The following is a 19,647-nucleotide window of genomic DNA, read 5'->3' on the forward strand; positions in this document are numbered from 1 at the left end:
TCAACCGCCTGTCACCCTACCTGCAAGTGCTCCAGCGCGATCTACTCGGTTCGTTGAAAGATCTTACCGACCTCGAGCTGGTACTCCACAAGTGGATCCGTCAGTACGTGGCCGACCAGGAAAACCCGAGCGCCGAAGTGCGTGGCCGTCGTCCGCTGCGCGCTGCGCAAGTGATCGTCAGCGACGTTGAAGGCGAGCCGGGCTGGTACCGCGTGAGCTTGAACGTGCGTCCGCACTTCAAGTACATGGGTGCCGATTTCACCCTGTCGCTGGTTGGCAAGCTGGACAAAGAGTAAGAGCGACTCATGGACGGATACGGCAGCCTTTTCGAACGCCTCAACGGCGATGCGCAACTACGCAAGGGCAACAGCCTTGAGGCTTGTGCCATGGCGTCAGTGGCTGCCCATCTGGCCAAAATGCTCAGCACCCGGGCCGGCAGCGTGCAAACGCTGTCCGACTACGGGTTGCCCGATCTCAATGACATGCGTCTGAGCCTGCACGACTCCCTGAGTCAGGCCCGTCTGGCCATCGAAAGCTTCATCGAAGCCTACGAGCCACGCCTGAGCAACGTGCGTGTCATTTCCCTGCCGCGTGACCACGATCAACTGCGCCTGGCCTTCAGTATCGAAGGCCTGCTGGAAGTTGAAGGGTTCAAGCGTCAGGTCAGTTTTTCCGCGCGCCTGGATGGCAGCGGACAAGTGAAGGTCACCTAAGGAGATCCCCGATGTCTGGCAAACCCGCAGCACGCGTATCCGACCCCACCGCTTGCCCGCTCCCCGGCCACGGCACCAACCCGATCGCCGCCGGTTCCGGCGACGTGTTCTTCGACGGCCTCGTGGCCGCCCGCCAAGGCGATGCGTCGGCGTGTGGTGGTGCGATGGTTGGCGATCTGGCGACCACGGTTCTGATCAATGGCAAACCGGCGGCCACGGTAGGTTCGGTTGGTTCTCATGGCAATAAGGTCACCGCCGGTTCTGGCACGGTGATTATCGGCAATTCGCATTCGCCGGCGCCGTTTGTGCCGCCGGAGCCGTTAGTCATTCCTGGAGTCTTCAACCGTGTTTTTTCATTCCATACAGCGGACGGACAACCAGTAGCAAACCTCAATTACAGAATGGTTTCTGACAGTGGCTTAGAGAAAGCAGGATGTTCATCGGCGGCTGGAGGCACAGGGTGTTTCTCCACTGGAAAACAAGCCGAGATGGTTACCATCTACGTGTCGTCGGAGTAATCGCGTGGAAACCTCTATTGTCATCGACGGCGTTGCACACATTTTCGAGACTTCCGATGGAAAAACGGAACTGAAAATCAAAGCCGAAACTACGCCGAGTGAAGATAAAAAACCGAAACAGCTTCCATTGCCTCACGTCTGGTTAATAACCAGAGGAAATGGGGTGCCTCTTTTTGCTCTAAAACCGAATGCACCAGATGTTCAGTTCAGGATCATGAAAGCTGAGAAACTGTATGCGGAAGCAATTCAGTGGTTTGAGCCGTTGGCTGATAATTATCGGAAGAAAATTTGGGTGAACCCCGAGTCTAAAACTGCCGGTACAGATGCCTACAATGCCTATAAGCAGTTTAGTTGGTCGCAAATTATTAAATTTGCAATTATTGACCGGATGTCAATTAGCTTTGCCCCGACAATGCCCGGTGATTGGAAAAATAGTTCTGAGGGTGGTGCCGAATTTTTAATGGTCATGATTGATGGTGAGCCCTATTGGGCTGACGGGGTTGGGCAAATACCGTTCGCGACCGATACATATCGTTTATATCTGGAAGAAACCAAGTCTTTGGAAGCTGCCATTAAGAAAACCGTTGAAACCGGTATGAAATATGGTGATGGTATTCCTATATTCCCAAAGGAGGACAAGACCAATGAGTACGATAATTATATGGTGCTACGTGGGGCTTTATGGGCTTCGGAAAATTTTGAACTACGCACTGAAACGGTAAGAGTATTTGCTGGGCGAATGGGCTATCGCGAGAAAGTGGTGACCAGTACTGTTTATCTTGGCACATACGATCAGAAGTTAAGAAGCTCCATCACGCAAGGCTCTGTAGATAAGTATGGAGAGTGGAAAAGATGATGGTGAGGCTAGCGGCGGGTTTATTGGTACATTTTTTTGCCTGCGTCATTTATGTCGTGGTTAATTACTATGGTGTTTCGCTGTACAAGGTTTTATTTGGTGGGCTTACCTCGCGTGGTGCTTCCATCGGGATTGCCATGTATATGGTGTTTTATCTGTTTATTTTTGTAAATTTAGTTGTTGCTGTAATTCCAAAGCGAATGGTGAAAGTTAGCATTGTTTTTCTAATGGTTGCATTGATATTGGTTTATCTGTTGCCGCTTTATCCTGTTCGCGCGGCCGCTTACAGCGTTTTAACGGGTGGGCTAACTATTTTGGCGATATGGCTGGCTGGCAAGTTTGAAAAGTTTTTGTTGGCTCGGGTCATGACATGAAGTTTTTTGCTTTCTGGAAAAAGGGGGCGGTCCCTAATATTGCTTGGGTCATTACTGATGGTTCTTTCTGCCCATGAAGTTTTTGTGCGGGAACGGCTCAATGAAATCAAGAGCGTGGCAATGCCTTGCCGCTTTCCTCTGCTCGGTCGGTTTGCTGACGATTCTGGTCGGCTTCGCGTTGCTGTTGCGAATGGAAAGCTCGACCGAACCAAAGCTCTTCGCTCATCCCCATGCGTTGTGGATTGGCGCCGAGGATGGCGGGGTTTTTGTCGAGGTCACCAAGCACGAAGCGCCCGACTATTACGTGGAGATTCGTCACGAAAATGGTCAGATGTGGACAGAAGGCTGGGTTCGATATGGCACCCGGGATAGCCATCCACTCAGCGCTGCAGCAATTGGTGGCTACGGCGGCGAAGAGCTCTATGTGTATACGGGCGTCGAGATCACTCCGCAAAAACAAGGAGCCGCACAGCGATGAATATCTACGTGCGCGTCGCGCAAACGATCCTTCATTCGGCCATCAACACCCGGAAGCGCATCGCCAGGAGACGCTGTATGTCCGCAACGACAATCGTGCTCCAAAGGATGTTTTTCATGCGATCCACTACCAGGCAGGTAACCCGTGTCCTTTAACCACTACTACCAAAGCGAACTCACCGCACTGCGCCAACTCGGTCGCCGTTTCGCCGAGCGTAGTCCGGCGCTGGCTCCGTATCTGGGGCAGGCTGGGCGGGATCCGGACGTGGAGCGGTTGCTCGAAGGCTTTGCGTTTCTGACTGGGCGTCTGCGGCAGAAGCTCGATGACGAACTGCCGGAGCTCAGCCATTCGCTGATGCAACTGCTGTGGCCGAACTACATGCGCCCGCTACCGGCATTCAGCATTTTGCAGTTTGATCCGCTTCAACGTTCGGGCCCGGCGCTGGTGGTCGAGCGCGATACGCCGATTGAAAGCAAACCGATCGAAGACGTGCGTTGCCGCTTCCGCACCTGCTACCCGACCGAAGTGTTGCCGCTGGATCTGGCTGCGCTGAACTACTCGGTGAAGGGCGACGGTTCGTTGCTCAGCCTGCGTCTGGAAATGAGCGCCGACGGCCATCTCGGCGAGTTGGAGCTGAGCAAACTGCGTCTGCACTTTGCCGGCGAGCGCTACATCAGCCAGATGCTGTACCTGAGTCTGCTGCGCAACCTGGAAGGCATCGAGCTGATCCCGCTCGACGGCGCCGGCAAGCCAATCGATGGCGTGGCGGGCAAGCCGATGGCGTTCAAGATTCCCGGTGACCGGGTCAAACCGGTGGGCTTTGCCGAAGAAGAGGCGTTGATTCCGTATCCGCTGAACACCTTCCGTGGCTATCGCTACCTGCAGGAATACTTCGCCTTCCAGGACAAGTTCCTGTTCGTCGACGTCAACGGTCTGGACATCCTCAAGGCGCTGCCGGAAGACACCCTCAAGCAAATGCGCGGGCTGGAGTTGCGTTTCGATATCCGCAAGAGCGGGATCATGCGCATGCGTCCGACGCTGGATAACGTGAAGCTGTTCTGCACGCCGATTGCCAACCTGTTCGCGCACGACGCCCTGCCGATTCGCCTCGACGGCAAGCAGGATGAATACCTGCTGCTGCCGGCGGAATACGATCTGGAAAACTGCGGCGTGTTCTCGGTGGAAACCGTCACTGGATGGAAGCCCGGCGGCCTCGGTTATCAGGAGTACGTGCCGTTCGAATCCTTCGAGCACGACCCGAGTTTCGACGTGCCCAACAGCCGCCCGCATTACAGCATCCGCCAGCGTTCATCCTTGCTGCACGACGGCCTCGACACCTACCTGAGCTTCGGCATCCGCCACACCGAGGCCCACGAAACGCTGTCGATCGAGCTGATGTGCACCAACCAGAACCTGCCGAAGAAGCTCAAGCTCGGCGACATCTGCATGGCTTGCGAGGAGACGCCGGAGTTCTTGAGTTTCCGCAACATCACCCCGGCCACCTCGAGTTTCGCGCCGCCGCTGAACCGTGACTTCCTGTGGAAGCTGATCAGCAACATGTCGCTTAACTATCTGTCGCTGGCCGACGTCAATGCGTTGAAGGTGATTCTGGAAACCTACGACCTGCCGCGCTACTACGACCAGCACGCAGAGAAGGTCAGCAAGCGCCTGCTCGGTGGTCTCAAGCACATCAAGCACCACCACGTCGATCGGCTGCACCGCGGCCTGCCGGTGCGCGGTTTGCGCACCGAACTGACCATCGACCCGGAAGGGTATATCGGTGAAGGCGACCTGTTCGTTTTCGCCTCCGTTCTTAACGAGTTTTTCGCGCTTTACGCCAGTCTCAATTCATTCCATGAACTGCGGGTAAAAAGCACACAGGGAGAGGTGTACCAATGGACACCACGTATGGGTCTGCAACCCCTGCTTTAAGCGGGTTGACCCGGGTAATACGCGAATACTCGCTGTTTCAGGCCGTGCTGCTGGTGATCGACCGGCTGCGCGATGCACACCCGCACCTGAGCGAAGACGATTTGTACGATCAGGTGGAATTCCAGGCCAACCCGAGCCTCGGATTCCCGCGCAGCGATGTCGATCGCGTGGAGTTTTTCGAAGAGCACGGGCAGATGCGCGCGCGCGTACGTTTCAACCTGATCGGCCTGGTCGGCTCCGGTTCGCCGCTGCCGGCGTTCTACGGTGAGCAGGCCCTGGGCGACAGCGAAGACGGCAACCCGACGCGCAACTTCCTCGATCTGTTCCACCATCGCCTGCAACGGCTGATGCTGCCGATCTGGCGCAAGTACCGCTACCGCGCGAGTTTCCAGAGCGGCGCGATCGACCCGTTCTCGTCGCAGTTGTTTGCGTTGATCGGTCTGGGCGGCGAAGAAATCCGCAAAGCCAAGGAACTCAACTGGAAACGCCTGCTGCCTTACCTTGGCCTGCTCAGCTTGCGGGCGCACTCGGCGGCACTGATCGAAGCCGTGCTGCGTTACTACTTCAAGCACGAAGACCTGGTCATCGAGCAGTGCATCGAACGCCGCGTGGAAATTCTCGAAGAGCAGCGCAACCGTCTGGGGCGCGCCAACAGCATGCTCGGCGAAGACCTGGTGCTCGGCGAACACGTGCGCGACCGCAGCGGCAAATTCCGCATTCACATCACCCAACTCGATTGGCAGCGATTCCATGAATTCCTGCCGATCGGCTTCGGTTACCAGCCGCTCTGCGCGCTGGTGCGGTTCACCCTGCGTGACCCGCTCGATTACGACATTCGCCTGGTTTTGCGCCAGGAAGAAATCCGCGAACTGCGCATCGGTGAGCAGAACGCCTGTCGCCTCGGTTGGACCAGTTGGCTGGGCCGCGAGAAAGCGGACGGCGTGGTGACCCTGGGCAGCAAAATTCATTAAGGACGTGAGCCATGATCAACGTAGACCTGCAACAACTCATCCAGGCGCTGGACGCCGAAACCCGTCGTGACCTGGAGCGTTCGGCCGAGCGTTGCGTCGCCCGTGGCGGCAGCAAAATCCTCGTCGAAGACTTGATGCTCGGCCTGCTGGAACGTCCGAACGGGTTGCTTGCCCGCGCGTTGCAAGACGCGGATGTCGATGCCGGTGAGCTCAGCGCCGCGCTGCAATCGCGTGTTGAACACAGCGCTTCGCGCAACCCGGTGTTTGCTCCGGAACTGGTGCAATGGCTGCAAGACGCCTTGCTCGTGGCCAACCTCGAACTGGGCCAGACCCAGGTCGAAGACGCCGCGCTGATCCTCGCGCTGCTGCGCAACCCGATGCGTTATGCCGGCAGCCGTTATCAGCCGCTGCTCGCCAAATTGAACATCGATCGCCTGAAAGAATTTGCCCTGTCGCAACAGGAGCAACCGGCGGCCAACGGCAAACCGGCCGCTCAGGGCGAATCGCTGTTGCAGCGCTTCACCCACAACCTGACCCAACAGGCCCGCGACGGCAAACTCGACCCGGTGCTGTGCCGTGACGGCGCGATCCGTCAGATGGTCGACATCCTCGCCCGTCGCCGCAAGAACAACCCGATCGTGGTGGGTGAGGCCGGTGTCGGTAAAACCGCCATCGTCGAAGGCCTGGCCTCGCGCATCGCTGCCGGTGAAGTGCCGCAAGTGCTCAAAGGCGTTGAGCTACTGTCGCTGGACATGGGCCTGTTGCAGGCCGGCGCCAGCGTCAAAGGTGAATTCGAGCGTCGCCTCAAAGGCGTGATCGACGAAGTCAAAGCATCGCCCAAGCCAATCATTCTGTTCATCGACGAAGCCCACACGCTGATCGGCGCGGGCGGCAATGCCGGCGGTTCCGACGCGGCCAACCTTTTGAAACCGGCGCTGGCGCGTGGCGAGTTGCGCACCATCGCCGCGACCACTTGGGCCGAGTACAAGAAATACTTCGAGAAAGACCCGGCGCTGGCCCGTCGTTTCCAGCCGGTGCAACTGCACGAACCGACCGTCAGCGAAGCGGTGACCATCCTTCGTGGTCTGGCTCAGGTCTACGAGAAGAGCCACGGCATTTACCTGCGTGATGACGCGGTGGTGTCTGCTGCTGAGTTGTCCGCGCGTTATCTGGCCGGTCGGCAACTGCCGGACAAAGCCGTCGATGTTCTCGACACCGCTTGCGCCCGCGTGCGCATCAGCCTCGCCGCCGCCCCGGAAAGCCTTGAGCGCCTGCGTGGCGAACTGGCTGAAGGTGGCCGTCAGCGCCAGGCCCTGCGTCGCGACGCCGAGGCCGGTCTGCTGATCGACCACGAAGCGCTGGAGGCACTGGAAGCGCGGCTGGACGAAGCCGAAAACGAAATGGTTGCACTGGAAGCCCTGTGGACTGAACAGAAGCAACTGGCCGAACGCCTGCTGGAACTGCGTCAGCAACTGGCCAAGGCCCGTGAAGCCGCAGCCGTCGAGCCGACCGTCAACATCGAAGAAGACGCCGAAGGCACCGTGATTGAAACCCTCGTCGCTGAAGTCGAGGAAGGTCAAAGCGTCGAAGCGCTGGAAGCCCAGCTCAACGAAACCCACAGCGCATTGACCGCCGCTCAGGTCAAAGAGCGTCTGGTCAGCTTCGAAGTCTGCCCGCGTCTGGTGGCTGAAGTGATCAGCGCCTGGACCGGCGTACCTTTGGCGCAACTGGCCCGTGAGCACAACGCCAAAGTCGCCAGTTTCGCCACCGACCTGCGCACGCGCATCCGGGGTCAGGAACAAGCCGTCCACGCACTGGATCGCTCGATGCGTGCCACCGCGGCTGGCCTGAACAAACCTGATGCACCGGTCGGCGTGTTCCTGCTGGTCGGCCCGAGCGGCGTCGGCAAAACCGAAACCGCGCTGGCCCTCGCCGACCTGTTGTACGGCGGTGATCGTTTTATCACCACCATCAACATGTCCGAGTTCCAGGAGAAACACACCGTTTCGCGCCTGATCGGTGCGCCACCGGGCTACGTCGGTTACGGCGAAGGCGGCATGCTCACCGAGGCCGTGCGCCAGAAGCCGTACTCGGTGGTGCTGCTCGATGAAGTTGAAAAGGCTGACCCGGACGTGCTCAACCTGTTCTACCAAATCTTCGACAAAGGCGTGGCCAATGACGGCGAAGGGCGCGAGATCGACTTCCGTAACACGCTGATCCTGATGACGTCGAACCTGGGCAGCGACCGTATCAGCGACCTCTGCGAAGACGGCGCGCGGCCAACCGCCGAACAGCTCGAAGAAACCATTCGCCCGGTACTCAGCAAGCACTTCAAACCGGCGCTGCTGGCACGGATGAAAGTGGTGCCGTACTACCCGGTCGGCGGCCCTGTGCTGCGCGAGCTGATCGAGATCAAACTCGGTCGTCTTGGCGAGCGCCTCAACCGTCGTCAGCTGGATTTCAGCTGGTGCCAGAACCTCGTCGATCACCTGTCCGAGCGCTGCACTCAAAGCGACAGCGGCGCGCGTCTGATCGACCACTTGCTTGATCAGCACGTCCTGCCGTTGGTGGCGGATCGTCTGCTCGATGCGATGGCCACCGGTGAAAGCCTCAAGCGTGTGCATGCCACGCTCGACGGCGACGCCAGCGTGACGTGCGAGTTTGCCTGAGGTGGGCGTGATGTTCACTCAAGTGCCGCAGCCGCTGGTCTATGCCGAAGCGTTGCTGGCGCAGTTCGCCAGCCTTTCGCGGGCGGCGGACGGTGCTGCGCTATTGAGTGACTTTGTGCGTGGGCTGGCCGGGCTGAGTGGTTGCGAACTGACGCAACTGTATCTGCTCGACGCCACCCACACCTGCCTGGGCATGAACGCCGAATACCTCGACGGCGCGCTGCAACCGCGTCAAGCGGCGAGCCTGCCGGCGGACTACAACGGTGAGCAACTGCTGCAATTTGCGCTGTGCCAGAACCGCGTGGTGTGCCTCGACGATTTGAGCGCCAGCCTGCACGAAACCAGTTTTCTGCCGGCCGTGGCAGTACCGTGGCAGTCGCTGCTGTGCGTGCCGCTGGTCAACCAGCACAAGGCTGTCGAAGGCTTGCTGTTGTGTGCCAGCCGCCATCGCACCGACCTGCAAGGCTTTGCCGACTCGCTCGGCCAACTCGGCTCGTTCGTACTCGGCCAATTGCACTTGCTGCAACGCCTGCGTCAACCTCAGGACGTCTCGGCACCGGTGTTGCGCAGTGTGCCGAGCATCAGTGGTTATGGGCTGATCGGCAAAAGCGCGGCGATGCGCCAGACCTACTCGTTGATCAGCAAAGTCCTGCACAGCCCTTACACGGTGCTGCTGCGCGGCGAAACCGGCACCGGCAAGGAAGTGGTTGCGCGAGCGATTCACGATTGCGGCCCGCGCCGTTCGCAAGCGTTCATTGTGCAGAACTGCGCGGCATTCCCGGAGAACCTGCTGGAAAGCGAGCTGTTCGGCTATCGCAAAGGTGCATTCACCGGTGCCGATCGCGACCGCGCCGGGCTGTTCGACGCGGCCAATGGCGGCACGCTGTTGCTCGACGAAATCGGCGACATGCCGCTGTCGTTGCAGGCGAAAATCCTGCGCGTGTTGCAAGAAGGCGAGATTCGTCCGCTAGGCTCCAACGATACGCACAAGATCGACGTGCGCATCATTGCCGCGACTCACCGTGATCTGGCGGTGCTGGTCAGCGAAGGCAAATTCCGCGAAGACTTGTACTACCGCCTCGCGCAATTTCCGATTGTGCTGCCGGCCCTGCGTCAGCGCGAAGGCGACATTCTTGATCTGGCCCGCCATTTCGCCGAGAAGACCTGCTCTTTCTTGCAGCGTGACCCGGTGTGTTGGTCCGAAGAAGCACTTGAACACCTGTGCGGTTATACCTTCCCCGGCAACGTCCGTGAACTCAAGGCCCTGGTCGAGCGTGCGGTACTGCTGTGCGAGGGCGGCGAGTTGCTGGCCGAGCATTTCTCCCTGCGCATGGAACCCATGTTCGAAGACAACAGCGGCCTGAATCTGCGCGAGCGTATGGAGCAGGTCGAGCGCTCGTTGTTGCTCGATTGCCTGCGCAAGAACGACGGCAACCAGACCCTCGCCGCCCGTGAGTTGGGCCTGCCTCGGCGCACGCTGCTGTACCGCCTCGGGCGCCTGAATATCAATCTTGGAGATTTCGATGGATAGGCCAAGATCATCGACTTCGCCGCAAAAAAACTATTTCAGCGCCGCCCGCAAGGGTCGGCGCTTTGTGCTTTGTCTACCCCTGGAGACCCTCTGATGTCTGTTCGTCACTGGCACGCTGTCCTGCTGACCCTCGTCGTTCTATGCGGCCTTGGCGGCTGTAGCGGCAATTACAAATTCAACGACAACGACTATCGCCCGTTGGGTGATCCGCAAGCGGTCAATCGCGGCAAGTGACCGCAAGGAGCATCAAACATGGAATTGGTTTTCGAAATGCTGAACACCAAGCAGTTCGTGCCCACCGAGTTGTGCCAGAAGACCTTCAAACAGGCTGGCGGCGTCATCGGGCGGGGCGAGGACTGCGACTGGATCATCCCTGACCGCAAGCGTCATCTGTCCAATCATCATGTGATTGTCAGTTACCGTGAGGGCACGTTTTTCCTGACCGACACCAGCAGCAATGGTGTCCAGGATGGCGCAAGCGGCGCACGCCTGCACAAGGGCGAACCGGTCCGCATCGAACACGGCAGCACCTACGTGCTGGGCGACTTCGAGATCCGTGCGCGACTGGTGCGTGACCCGGCGACCTTCGACGGCGAAGTCGGCCGTCCACGCGCCGCTGGCAGCATCATCCCGGACGACGCGTTCCTCGACCTCGACCCGCTCAACGCCCTCGAACAGCAAGAGCGCGTCTATTCGGAAATCGACGAACTGCTGGCGCCCAACACCAAACCTGAAGACTCCCGTCAGCGTGCCGACTACGCCCGCATCGACATGGAAAGCCTGATGGTGCCGGAGCTGATCGCCGCGCCCGCCGAACCTGAGCCTGCTCCGGCACCCAAAGCCGTCGAGCGCCAAAGCGAAGGTTTCTGGGAGCATTTCGGCGCCGCGCTGGGTGTGGATCTCAAAGGCGTCAGCCACGACGAACGCGAAGCCCTGGCGCTGAACGCCGCGCGTCTGTTGCGTCAAAGCGTCGGTGGTTTGCAGCAGAGCCTGCGCACCCGTTCGGAGTTGAAAAACGAGCTGCGTCTGGCCCAGACCACCGTGCAAGGCACCAACAAGAACCCGCTGAAATTCGCCGTCGACCCGAGCGAAGCGCTGCAGATTCTGTTGCAGCCAAGCAAGCCCGGGCATTTGCCGGCTGAGCAGGCCATTTCCCGTGCGTTCCGCGATTTGCAGGCGCATCAGGTGGCTTTGCTGACCGCCAGCCGTGCCGCCGTGCGCGGCACGCTGGAACACTTCTCGCCCGAGCAACTGACCCTGCGTTTCGAGCGCGACAACAAGCCGTTGATCGCCACGTCGGGCGGGCGCTGGAGAGCGTTCGGCCGTTACCACCAGGCCCTGCGTCAGGACGATGACTGGAGCGAGCGTCTGCTGGCCCGCGACTTCGCCCAGGCCTACGAAGAACAGATCCGCCTGATCTCCACCCTCCACACCGACCACCAAGGATGATGCGCATGTCTCGCCGCTCGACCGCTTTTTTCAAGACGCTGACTGCGCTCACCGTGCTGGTGCTGCTCGCCGGTTGCTCGTCGCTGTCGCCGTACTCGAAAGTGACCAAGATCAACCTGAAACTGACCGGCAGCGATCAGTTGAACCCTGACCTCAACGGCCGCCCGTCGCCGATCGTGGTGCGCCTGTTCGAACTCAAGCACCCGGTGACCTTCGAGAACGCTGACTTCTTCAGCCTCTACGAGCGAGCCAAGGAATCCCTCAACCCGGATCTGGTGGCCAGCGAAGAACTCGAACTGCGCCCGGGTGAAACCGTGGAAATGAAACTCAGCGTGGAGGAGGGCAGCCGCTATGTTGGCGTTCTCGCCGCCTACCGTGACCTGCCGGAAACCCAGTGGCGCTACACGGTGCAGATCACCCCGCTGGAAATCACCGAGGCGGACCTGACCCTCGACCAGGCCGGTATTCGCAACACCCATCAAGTGCTCGCCAAGGCGGATGACTGAACATGAATACCCATAAAGTCATTTGGCAGGAAGGCATGTTGCTGCGTCCGCAGCACTTCCAGCACAACGATCGCTATTACGATCACCAGATGAAAACCCGTACCCAGTTGCTGGGCGGTTACACCTGGGGTTTCCTCAATCTGGAGATCGACTTGCAGTTCCTCAACATGGGCAAACTGGTGATCAGTGAAGCCTCGGGGATTCTGCCGGACGGCAGCCTGTTCGAACTCGGTGGCAACACCGAACCGCTGGCGCTGGACGTACCGCCGAACACGGGCAACACGCCAATCTACCTGGCGCTGCCACTGGTCACCGGCAACCACATCGAGTCGCGCCGTCCGGAGCAATCCGATGTGCTGGCGCGTTACACCGCGTACGACGCCGAAGTCGCTGACTCCAACGCCGGCGACGACTCGGCCAGCCAGGTCAGCTGTGGTCGCCCCGATTTCAAACTGTTGCTCGGCGAGCAGCAGAGCGATCAGGCTTACGTGAAGCTGAAGATCTGCGACGTACTCGATACCACGCCCGACGGCGTGATCAGCCTCGATCCGGACTTCGTGCCGACCTACATTCAGGCTCACGCTTCCAGCTACTTGCTGTCGTGCCTGAAAGAAGTCATCAGCATGCTCAGCCACCGTGGCGACACCATTGCCGAGCGGATTCGCTCCAACGGCAAGGTCGGCGGTGCCGAAGTCGGTGACTTCATGATGCTGCAACTGATCAACCGCACCGAACTGCTGCTGCGCCACTATCTGGGTCTGGAGCAGGTGCACCCGGAAGAGTTGTACCGCACGTTGCTGACCATGCTCGGCGATCTGGCGACGTTCTCCGGCGAGAGCAAACGCCCGCGTCTGGACAGCCGCTACTCCCACGCCGACCAGGGCGCGAGCTTTCGCAAACTGATGGACGCGATCCGTCAGGTGCTGTCGATGGTGCTTGAGCAGCACGCCATCGAACTGATCCTGCAAGCGCGGCAGTACGGGATCATCGTGTCGCCGTTGCACGACCACAAACTGCTGGGCTCGGCGTCGTTCGTGCTGGCGGCCAGTGCCAACTGCGACTCCGAAGAGCTGCGCCACCGCTTGCCGGCGCACCTCAAGGTGGGCCCGGTGGAGCGTATCCGCCAACTGGTCAACCTGCACCTGCCGGGGATCAAGGTCAAACCTTTGCCCGTCGCTCCACGGCAGATCGCGTTCCACTCGAACAAAACCTATTTCATCCTCGAACTCAGTTCCGAAGATCTGGCACAACTCGAGCGCTCCGGCGGCTTCGCGTTCCATGTGTCCGGCGAATTCGCCGAGCTTGAACTGAAATTCTGGGCCATCAGGAACTGACCGACATGAACACGGAAACGGAATACAGCCAGGACGACAAAACAGTCTTGCTCGACCGTCAGGGCCACGGACCGGCGTCGAGTCCACTGACCGACTTCGCCGCGCCGCCGCGTTTCGAGCAACTGGAAGAACGCATGATCTACGCCGCACGCGTGCGCCCGGCGGAAGCGTTCAACATCAGCCTCAATTCGCTGGTCGCCGCGTCGTCCGAGTTGCTCTCGGAAGTGGTGCGCCTCAAGCACAGCGAAACCCGCGAAGACCTTTATGCGCTCAACGCGCGCCTGACCGCCGGGCTCAAGCTGTTTGAAGTGAGCGCCCTGCACAACGGCGCCGAAAGCAGCCAGGTGATGGCGGCGCGCTACGTGCTCTGCACCGTGGTCGACGAAGCCGTCGTGACCACGCCGTGGGGCAACGAAAGCGAATGGTCGCAGATGAGCCTGCTCAGCAGCTTCCACAACGAAACCTTCGGGGGCGAGAAGTTCTTCCAACTGCTCGATCGGCTCTCGAAGAACCCGGTCAAACACCTGCCAATGCTGGAGCTGATGTACCTGTGCCTGTCCCTCGGTTTCGAGGGCAAGTACCGCGTACAGGCACGCGGCATGCTCGAGCTTGAAGGCATCCGCGACGCCTTGTACCGGCAGATCCGTCAGTTGCGTGGCGACGTGCCGCGTGAGTTATCGCCGCATTGGGAAGGCTTGAACGATCAGCGCCGCAACCTGGTGCGCATCGTGCCGGCATGGATGGTGGTGTTGTTCACTTTCGTCTGTCTGGTGGTGATGTATTCGGGCTTCGCCTGGGTCTTGGGTGAGCAGCGCGACACCGTGCTGCAACCTTACCAGCCGCTTGATCCAGCCGCGGTTCAACCGCAGTCGCAGCCGTAAACAGGGACGTGTGATGAAAAAGTTTTTCAAGAAAGTCGGCGCCTTCCTGCGCCAGACCTGGGTCTGGACCCTGCTGCTGGTGCTGTTCGTGGCACTGCTGGTGTGGTTCGTTGGCCCGTTGTTGGCGGTTGATGACTACAAGTTCTGGGAGAGCCCGACCTCTCGCCTGTTGACCATCGCCGTGCTGTTCCTGATCTGGGGCCTGACCATGGTCTTCGTCAGCTGGCGCGCCGGTGTACGCAAGAAAGAAGTCGAAGCCACCGAAGACGGCCAGGATCGCATCCGCCGCGAAGAGCTGATCGACGACGAACAGAAAGAGTTGAAGGCGCGTTTCAAAGACGCGCTGAAAACCCTGAAAACCTCGAGCCTGTATCGCGGCCGCAGCGAGCGCTGGCGCAACGAACTGCCGTGGTATCTGTTGATCGGCCCGCAGTCCAGCGGCAAGACCAGCCTGCTGGACTTCTCCGGTCTGGAATTCCCGATCAACAAGATCGACCGCAAGCTGACCCGCGACACCCAAGGCACCCGTCATTGCGACTGGTACTTCGCCGACCACGGCGTGCTGATCGACACCGCCGGGCGTTACATGACCCAGGGCGAAGCAGACGTCGACGGCAGTGCCTGGACCACCTTGCTGGAACTGCTGCGCAAACGTCGTCGCGGTCGTCCGTTGAACGGCGTGCTGGTGACCATCCCGGTGGAAACCCTCACCGGTGGTAGCGAGCAAGACATCGACACCCTGGCGCGCCAGGTGCGTGGTCGCCTGCAAGAGATCTATCAGAAGCTGCACGTCGACGTGCCGGTGTATCTGGTACTGAGCAAGGCCGACAAGCTGCTGGGTTTTGACGAGTTCTTCGATCAATTGACCCGCGAAGAAAGCGATCAAGTGCTCGGTACCAGTTTCCGCAAGGATCAACAGGGCACCGACGTGGCGGTGTTGCGCAACGAGTTCGAAGAACTGCTGCGTCGCCTCAACAGCCAAGTGATCATGCGCATGCACTCCGAGCGCGACACTCAGCGCCGTGGCCGCATCCTCGACTTCCCGCATCAATTGGGGCAGATCGGCGAGCGCCTGTGCCTGTTCGTCGACATGGCGTTCACCGGCAACCGTTACCAGCGTGCCACGCAACTGCGCGGTTTCTACCTGACCAGCGCACCGCACCTGACCCAAGAGATGGATGCGACCACTGCCGCTATCGGTGCCAACCTGGGCATCAATGCCGGTGTATTGCCGACCTTGCGCAGCGGTCGCTCGCGATTCATCCACCATTTGTTCAGCCAGGTGATTTTCCCCGAGGCCGATCTGGCCGGTCTGGACAAGCGCGAACGCAGCCGCATCCACTGGGGCCAACGTGCGCTGTACGTCGGCGCACTGGCGGCATTGGCGTTGTTCGGCATGCTCTGGGCGGGCGGTTTCTCGGCCAACTACGAGCGTCTGGAAAACCTGCGCAATCTGGCGCAGAACTGGAATCAGCAGCGTTCGGTGCTGTCACCGCGTGATGACGCGATGGGCGCGCTGAAAACCCTCGACACCAGCTACGCGGCAACGCAGGCGTTCCCGAAAAAGGGCGACGTGTCGTATCACGAGCGTGGCGGCCTGTATCAGGGCGAAGACGTTAATCCGGTGGTCAAGGAGGCTTACGAGCGCGAGCTTGAAACGCAACTGCTGCCCCGCGTCGCAACCCTGCTCGAAGGCCAGATCCGCGCCAACATGAAGGACCGCGAACGCCTGATCAACAGCCTGCGTGCGTACCTGATGTTGAACATGAAGGATCGTCGCGACGCGGCGTGGCTCAAGGACTGGGTGGCCACCGACTGGTCGCAGCGCTACACCGGCAACACCGCGGTGCAGAACGGCCTGAACCACCACCTCGAACGCCTGCTGAAACAGCCTTTCATCTACCCGCTGAACGATCAGTTGGTGGCTCAGGCGCGTCAGGTCTTGCGCAGCGAATCGTTGGCCACCGTGGTCTACCGCATGCTCCGCGAGCAGGCGCGCAACCTGCCGGAATACCGTTTCAGCCAACACCTCGGCCCGCAGGGCTCGCTGTTCATCGGCACCGACTACGTGATCCCGGGGTTCTACACCCAACAGGGTTATCAGCAGTACTTCTCGGTGCAGGGCTCGGCACTGGTCACCGACATCCTGCGTGACAACTGGGTGCTGGGCGAAGGCGCGGGCATCAGCGACATGGACTTGCGTCGCCTGATGGTCGAACTGGAGCAACTGTACTTCCGCGACTACGCCAACTACTGGAGCGAAGCCGTTGGCCAGGTGGCATTGCCGCCAATCAACGACGCCGGTGAAGGCGCCGAGCAACTGGCGGGCCTGACCTCGGCCAACTCGCCGGTGCTGGCATTGCTGACCGAAGTGCGTGAAAACACCCGCTTCCCGGCGGCCGCTGATCCGGTGGACGAGGCGGGCGATGCTGCCGATGCCTTGGCTGGGCAGAAAGGCAAACTGGGCAAAGTCGGCAAACTGGCGTCGGCGGTGGCCGACAAGGCTTCGGCCCTGAACGTCGCGAAAAACCTGCCGGACACTGCCAAGAAGTCGCTGCAACGTCGCTTTGAACCGTTGCATCGCTTGCTCGATGACAACAACGGCCCGGCCGCTGATCTGACCCCGGCACTGAGCGCGCTCAACGACCTGCAACTGCAACTGGCCAGCCTGGCCCGTTCCAGCACGCCGGAACAAGCCGCGTTCGAACTGGCGAAAACCCGCATGGGCGGCCAGCGTGATGCGCTGACCAACCTGCGCAATGCCTCCGGTCGTCTGCCGCGTCCGCTCAGCGTGTGGTTCAACGTGCTGGCCGAAGACTCCTGGCGCCTGGTGCTCAGCGATGCCTACCAATACCTGAACGGCCGTTATCAGAACGAGTTGTACAGCGTGTATGGCAAAACCATCAGCAAGCGCTATCCGTTCAGCGCCAGCAGCACCAGCGACGTGGCGATCAGCGACTTCCGCGATTTCTTCAAGGCGCAAGGCGTTGTTGACCGCTTCTTCGACAACTACATGCGTCCGTTTGTCAGCGGTGATCCGGGCAACTACCGGATGCGCAGCGTCGACGGCCACAGCCTGCCGGTGTCCAAGGTCTACCTCGATCAGATGGCCGCTGCGCAGACGATTCGCAAGAGCTTCTTCTCGATCAACCCGGCCGAACCGCAAGTGCAGTTCAAACTGGAGCCGTACACCCTAGACCCTGCCGTCAGCCGTTCCGAATTCAAGTTCGGCGACCAGACCATGGAATACCGTCACGGCCCGATCCTGCCCATGTCGTTCAAATGGCCAACCGATGCTGAAGACGGTCGCACCAGCCTGGTGATGGACAAGATGGCGGGGCGCCCGATCGGTATCGAGAAGAACTCCGGCCCATGGTCGCTGTTCCGTCTGTTCGACCTGATGCAGACCGAGTACCTGAGCGGTCGTGACGTGTTGGTGCTCAAAGCCAATGTGGGTGGCCTGCGTGCCAACTACCTGCTGTCCAGCCAACGCACGCCGAACCCGTTCGACATGGGCGTACTGCGCACCTTCCGTATGCCGGTGCAGCTCTGATGCTCGTGGCCAGTCCCTGGCGCAGCGCGGCGCGTACCGACCCGGGCAAGGTGCGGGCGCGCAACGAAGATGCCTTCCTCGACAATCCGCAGCAGGGGCTGTGGGTGGTCGCGGACGGCATGGGCGGTCATCAGGGTGGCGACATCGCCAGCCAGTTGATCGTCGCCAGCCTGGCTGATTTGCCGCAACACGATGACTTCGACGAGCGCCTCAAAGCCATTCGCCAGTGCCTGCACTGGTTGAATCGGCGTTTGGGACAAGAGTTGACCGTCACCGCCGGACGTCACGACAGCATCATGGGCAGCACCGTCGTGGCGCTGCTGATGGAAGGCAATCGCGCGGCCTGCATTTGGGCTGGCGACAGCCGTTGTTATCTGTGGCGCGGGCAGCGTTTGTATCAACTGTCCAAAGACCATTCGCTGCAACAGCAACTGATTGACGAACAGCAAATGAGCGTCGAACAGGCGGCGGCGCACCCGGCGGCTCAGGCATTGACCCGAGCCGTCGGCGCCGCCGAAACACTGACCCTGGATGTACTGGAACTTGAGGTGTATCCGGGCGATGCATTTTTGCTGTGCAGCGATGGTTTGTACCAAGGCATGAGCAGCGATGCCCTCGGCAACGCCCTCAGCCTCAGCGCGCCACATGTGGCGCTGGAACGTTTGTTCGACGGCGCCCTGCGGGGCTCCGCTCGCGACAACCTGACAGCCGTGGTGATCCGCCAATGACCAACATCGAATCACCCATCGATGACGTGCTGATGAGCGAAGAACAGGCCAACAACCTGACCTACTTCGCCTTCGCCAAGGAGCACAAAGCAGAACCTTTGCCAGCGCCAACCAAGGCCAGCATCGGTGCACTGCCAGACATACTCGCCGGTCGCTACCACCTCGAGCGTCTGCTCGGGGCGGGCGGCATGGGCGCTGTTTACCGGGCCAGGGATCTGCTGCACGAACAGTTCGGCGATCCCGACCCTTACATCGCGCTGAAAATCCTCAGCGAAGAATTTGCCGAATCGCCGGACGCCAGTGCCTTGCTCTACGGCGAGTTCGCCCTGACCCGACGCCTGCGCCACGACAACGTTGTGCGCGCACACACCTTTGAAGTCGACACCGATTGCCAGCGGGCCTTCATCACCATGGAATACATGCGTGGCCTGACCCTGGACAAATTGCTCTGCGAGCGGCCCCTCGGCCTGCCGTGGAAAGAACTGCGCGACATCGTCCTGCCGCTGCTCGACACGCTGGCCTATGCCCACCGTCGCGGTGTGCTGCACGGTGACATGAAACCGAGCAACGTCATGCTCAGCGAAGACGGCTTGCGCCTCTTCGACTTCGGTTTGGGCCAGGCAGAAGAGGGCACCTTGCCCGGCCTGCCGCACCTGAGCCGCGAACGCTTCAACGCCTGGACCCCGGGCTACGCCGCCCCCGAACTGCTTGAGGGCCAACCCTTGTCGGCCAGCGCAGACGTGTACGGCGTGGCCTGTGTGATTTATGAACTGGCGGGCGGCAAACACCCGTTCCGCCGCTTGCCCTCTACCCAGGCCCGCGACGAGCATCTGGAGCGCCAGCTGCAAGCCCCGCAGAACCTGCCAAAACACAGTTGGCCAGCGCTGCAACAGGCGCTGAGCTTTGATCCGGCAGCACGCACCATCACTGCCGACCAATTGCGTGACGCCTTGGGCGCCACTTCGTCCTGGCTACAACGTCTGCGGTTTCGGGCGTAACGGATGACATTCGAACAGGGAGCACACGATGTTCAATTCAGCTAACGAAACCCACTTCAGCCTCAAGGTCGAAGACTACGTGGGCGACCTGCAAGTGCTGTCGTTTGTCGGCACCGAAGGCATCAGCCAGCCGTATCGTTTCGACCTCGAACTGGT

The 19,647-nt window shown here is 60.3% G+C and carries 18 protein-coding genes and 1 pseudogene; all 19 read left to right on the forward strand.

From position 1 onward, the window contains the following. Positions 1-296 (forward strand): annotated as a pseudogene (locus ACIOWA_RS24325) (type VI secretion system contractile sheath large subunit); the annotation flags it as partial. A gap of 9 nt (positions 297-305) precedes the next feature. Further along, positions 306-713 carry a type VI secretion system baseplate subunit TssE gene (tssE, locus tag ACIOWA_RS24330; protein ID WP_339431523.1) on the forward strand — a complete coding sequence of 136 codons (408 nt, stop codon included), beginning with the start codon at positions 306-308 and terminating at the stop codon, positions 711-713. An 11-nt stretch (positions 714-724) separates the two neighbouring features. After that, positions 725-1,231, forward strand: coding sequence for a PAAR domain-containing protein (locus ACIOWA_RS24335; RefSeq protein ID WP_401162337.1), 507 nt, complete (start codon positions 725-727; stop codon positions 1,229-1,231). Between the two features lie 4 nt (positions 1,232-1,235). Next, complete coding sequence (locus ACIOWA_RS24340; protein ID WP_339465176.1) at positions 1,236-2,087, forward strand: hypothetical protein; 852 nt, start codon at positions 1,236-1,238, stop codon at positions 2,085-2,087. After that, positions 2,084-2,461, forward strand: coding sequence for a hypothetical protein (locus ACIOWA_RS24345; RefSeq protein WP_336347657.1), 378 nt, complete (start codon positions 2,084-2,086; stop codon positions 2,459-2,461). Before ACIOWA_RS24340 ends, ACIOWA_RS24345 begins: the two co-directional genes overlap by 4 nt. A 100-nt stretch (positions 2,462-2,561) precedes the next feature. Beyond that, entirely contained in the window at positions 2,562-2,939 is a 378-nt protein-coding gene (locus tag ACIOWA_RS24350; protein ID WP_336347569.1) for a hypothetical protein, read from the forward strand. A gap of 144 nt (positions 2,940-3,083) precedes the next feature. Beyond that, positions 3,084-4,871, forward strand: a complete 1,788-nt coding sequence (gene tssF, locus ACIOWA_RS24355; protein ID WP_339494187.1) for a type VI secretion system baseplate subunit TssF — start codon at positions 3,084-3,086, stop codon at positions 4,869-4,871. Next, positions 4,835-5,842: a type VI secretion system baseplate subunit TssG gene (gene tssG, locus ACIOWA_RS24360; RefSeq protein ID WP_221734226.1), complete on the forward strand. Its 1,008-nt coding sequence runs from the start codon at positions 4,835-4,837 to the stop codon at positions 5,840-5,842. Before tssF ends, tssG begins: the two co-directional genes overlap by 37 nt. Before the next feature lie 11 nt (positions 5,843-5,853). Next, positions 5,854-8,511, forward strand: coding sequence for a type VI secretion system ATPase TssH (tssH, locus tag ACIOWA_RS24365; protein ID WP_339507800.1), 2,658 nt, complete (start codon positions 5,854-5,856; stop codon positions 8,509-8,511). Positions 8,512-8,521: 10 nt separating this feature from the next. Further along, positions 8,522-10,042, forward strand: coding sequence for a sigma-54 interaction domain-containing protein (locus tag ACIOWA_RS24370; protein WP_401162340.1), 1,521 nt, complete (start codon positions 8,522-8,524; stop codon positions 10,040-10,042). 93 nt (positions 10,043-10,135) lie between these two features. Next, positions 10,136-10,276 carry a hypothetical protein gene (locus tag ACIOWA_RS24375; protein ID WP_003229566.1) on the forward strand — a complete coding sequence of 47 codons (141 nt, stop codon included), beginning with the start codon at positions 10,136-10,138 and terminating at the stop codon, positions 10,274-10,276. Between the two features lie 18 nt (positions 10,277-10,294). Next, a complete protein-coding gene (gene tagH, locus ACIOWA_RS24380; protein ID WP_221734223.1) occupies positions 10,295-11,491 on the forward strand; it encodes a type VI secretion system-associated FHA domain protein TagH in 1,197 nt (398 codons plus the stop codon). Positions 11,492-11,496: 5 nt separating this feature from the next. After that, complete coding sequence (gene tssJ / locus ACIOWA_RS24385) at positions 11,497-11,997, forward strand: type VI secretion system lipoprotein TssJ (RefSeq protein ID WP_221734222.1); 501 nt, start codon at positions 11,497-11,499, stop codon at positions 11,995-11,997. A 2-nt stretch (positions 11,998-11,999) separates the two neighbouring features. Beyond that, positions 12,000-13,331: a type VI secretion system baseplate subunit TssK gene (gene tssK, locus ACIOWA_RS24390; RefSeq protein WP_221734221.1), complete on the forward strand. Its 1,332-nt coding sequence runs from the start codon at positions 12,000-12,002 to the stop codon at positions 13,329-13,331. A gap of 5 nt (positions 13,332-13,336) precedes the next feature. Continuing rightward, positions 13,337-14,212, forward strand: coding sequence for a type IVB secretion system protein IcmH/DotU (gene icmH, locus ACIOWA_RS24395; RefSeq protein ID WP_221734220.1), 876 nt, complete (start codon positions 13,337-13,339; stop codon positions 14,210-14,212). A 13-nt stretch (positions 14,213-14,225) separates the two neighbouring features. Further along, positions 14,226-17,765 (forward strand): type VI secretion system membrane subunit TssM, encoded by a 3,540-nt coding sequence (gene tssM, locus ACIOWA_RS24400; RefSeq protein ID WP_339507802.1) that lies wholly within the window; start codon positions 14,226-14,228, stop codon positions 17,763-17,765. Further along, positions 17,765-18,493 (forward strand): PP2C family serine/threonine-protein phosphatase, encoded by a 729-nt coding sequence (locus tag ACIOWA_RS24405; protein WP_221734218.1) that lies wholly within the window; start codon positions 17,765-17,767, stop codon positions 18,491-18,493. Before tssM ends, ACIOWA_RS24405 begins: the two co-directional genes overlap by 1 nt. Next, positions 18,490-19,491 carry a serine/threonine-protein kinase gene (locus tag ACIOWA_RS24410; RefSeq protein ID WP_401162343.1) on the forward strand — a complete coding sequence of 334 codons (1,002 nt, stop codon included), beginning with the start codon at positions 18,490-18,492 and terminating at the stop codon, positions 19,489-19,491. Before ACIOWA_RS24405 ends, ACIOWA_RS24410 begins: the two co-directional genes overlap by 4 nt. Before the next feature lie 28 nt (positions 19,492-19,519). Next, positions 19,520-19,647, forward strand: a 128-nt coding sequence (locus ACIOWA_RS24415) for a hypothetical protein (protein WP_401162345.1), incomplete at its 3' end; no start/stop codon positions are given.

Origin of the sequence: Pseudomonas sp. NPDC087614 (assembly GCF_044743485.1) — a bacterium.
Taxonomy (GTDB): Bacteria; Pseudomonadota; Gammaproteobacteria; order Pseudomonadales; family Pseudomonadaceae; genus Aquipseudomonas; species Aquipseudomonas baetica_A.

Coding starts and splice junctions, on each gene's coding strand:
- ACIOWA_RS24345 (WP_336347657.1), top strand. CDS start 2,084: ATGATGGTGAGGCTAGCGGCGGGTTTATTGGTACATTTTTTTGCCTGC.
- ACIOWA_RS24410 (WP_401162343.1), top strand. CDS start 18,490: ATGACCAACATCGAATCACCCATCGATGACGTGCTGATGAGCGAAGAA.
- ACIOWA_RS24370 (WP_401162340.1), top strand. CDS start 8,522: ATGTTCACTCAAGTGCCGCAGCCGCTGGTCTATGCCGAAGCGTTGCTG.
- tssJ (WP_221734222.1), top strand. CDS start 11,497: ATGTCTCGCCGCTCGACCGCTTTTTTCAAGACGCTGACTGCGCTCACC.
- tssE (WP_339431523.1), top strand. CDS start 306: ATGGACGGATACGGCAGCCTTTTCGAACGCCTCAACGGCGATGCGCAA.
- icmH (WP_221734220.1), top strand. CDS start 13,337: ATGAACACGGAAACGGAATACAGCCAGGACGACAAAACAGTCTTGCTC.
- ACIOWA_RS24375 (WP_003229566.1), top strand. CDS start 10,136: ATGTCTGTTCGTCACTGGCACGCTGTCCTGCTGACCCTCGTCGTTCTA.
- tssG (WP_221734226.1), top strand. CDS start 4,835: ATGGACACCACGTATGGGTCTGCAACCCCTGCTTTAAGCGGGTTGACC.
- tssK (WP_221734221.1), top strand. CDS start 12,000: ATGAATACCCATAAAGTCATTTGGCAGGAAGGCATGTTGCTGCGTCCG.
- ACIOWA_RS24335 (WP_401162337.1), top strand. CDS start 725: ATGTCTGGCAAACCCGCAGCACGCGTATCCGACCCCACCGCTTGCCCG.
- ACIOWA_RS24350 (WP_336347569.1), top strand. CDS start 2,562: ATGAAATCAAGAGCGTGGCAATGCCTTGCCGCTTTCCTCTGCTCGGTC.
- tssH (WP_339507800.1), top strand. CDS start 5,854: ATGATCAACGTAGACCTGCAACAACTCATCCAGGCGCTGGACGCCGAA.
- ACIOWA_RS24405 (WP_221734218.1), top strand. CDS start 17,765: ATGCTCGTGGCCAGTCCCTGGCGCAGCGCGGCGCGTACCGACCCGGGC.
- tssM (WP_339507802.1), top strand. CDS start 14,226: ATGAAAAAGTTTTTCAAGAAAGTCGGCGCCTTCCTGCGCCAGACCTGG.
- tagH (WP_221734223.1), top strand. CDS start 10,295: ATGGAATTGGTTTTCGAAATGCTGAACACCAAGCAGTTCGTGCCCACC.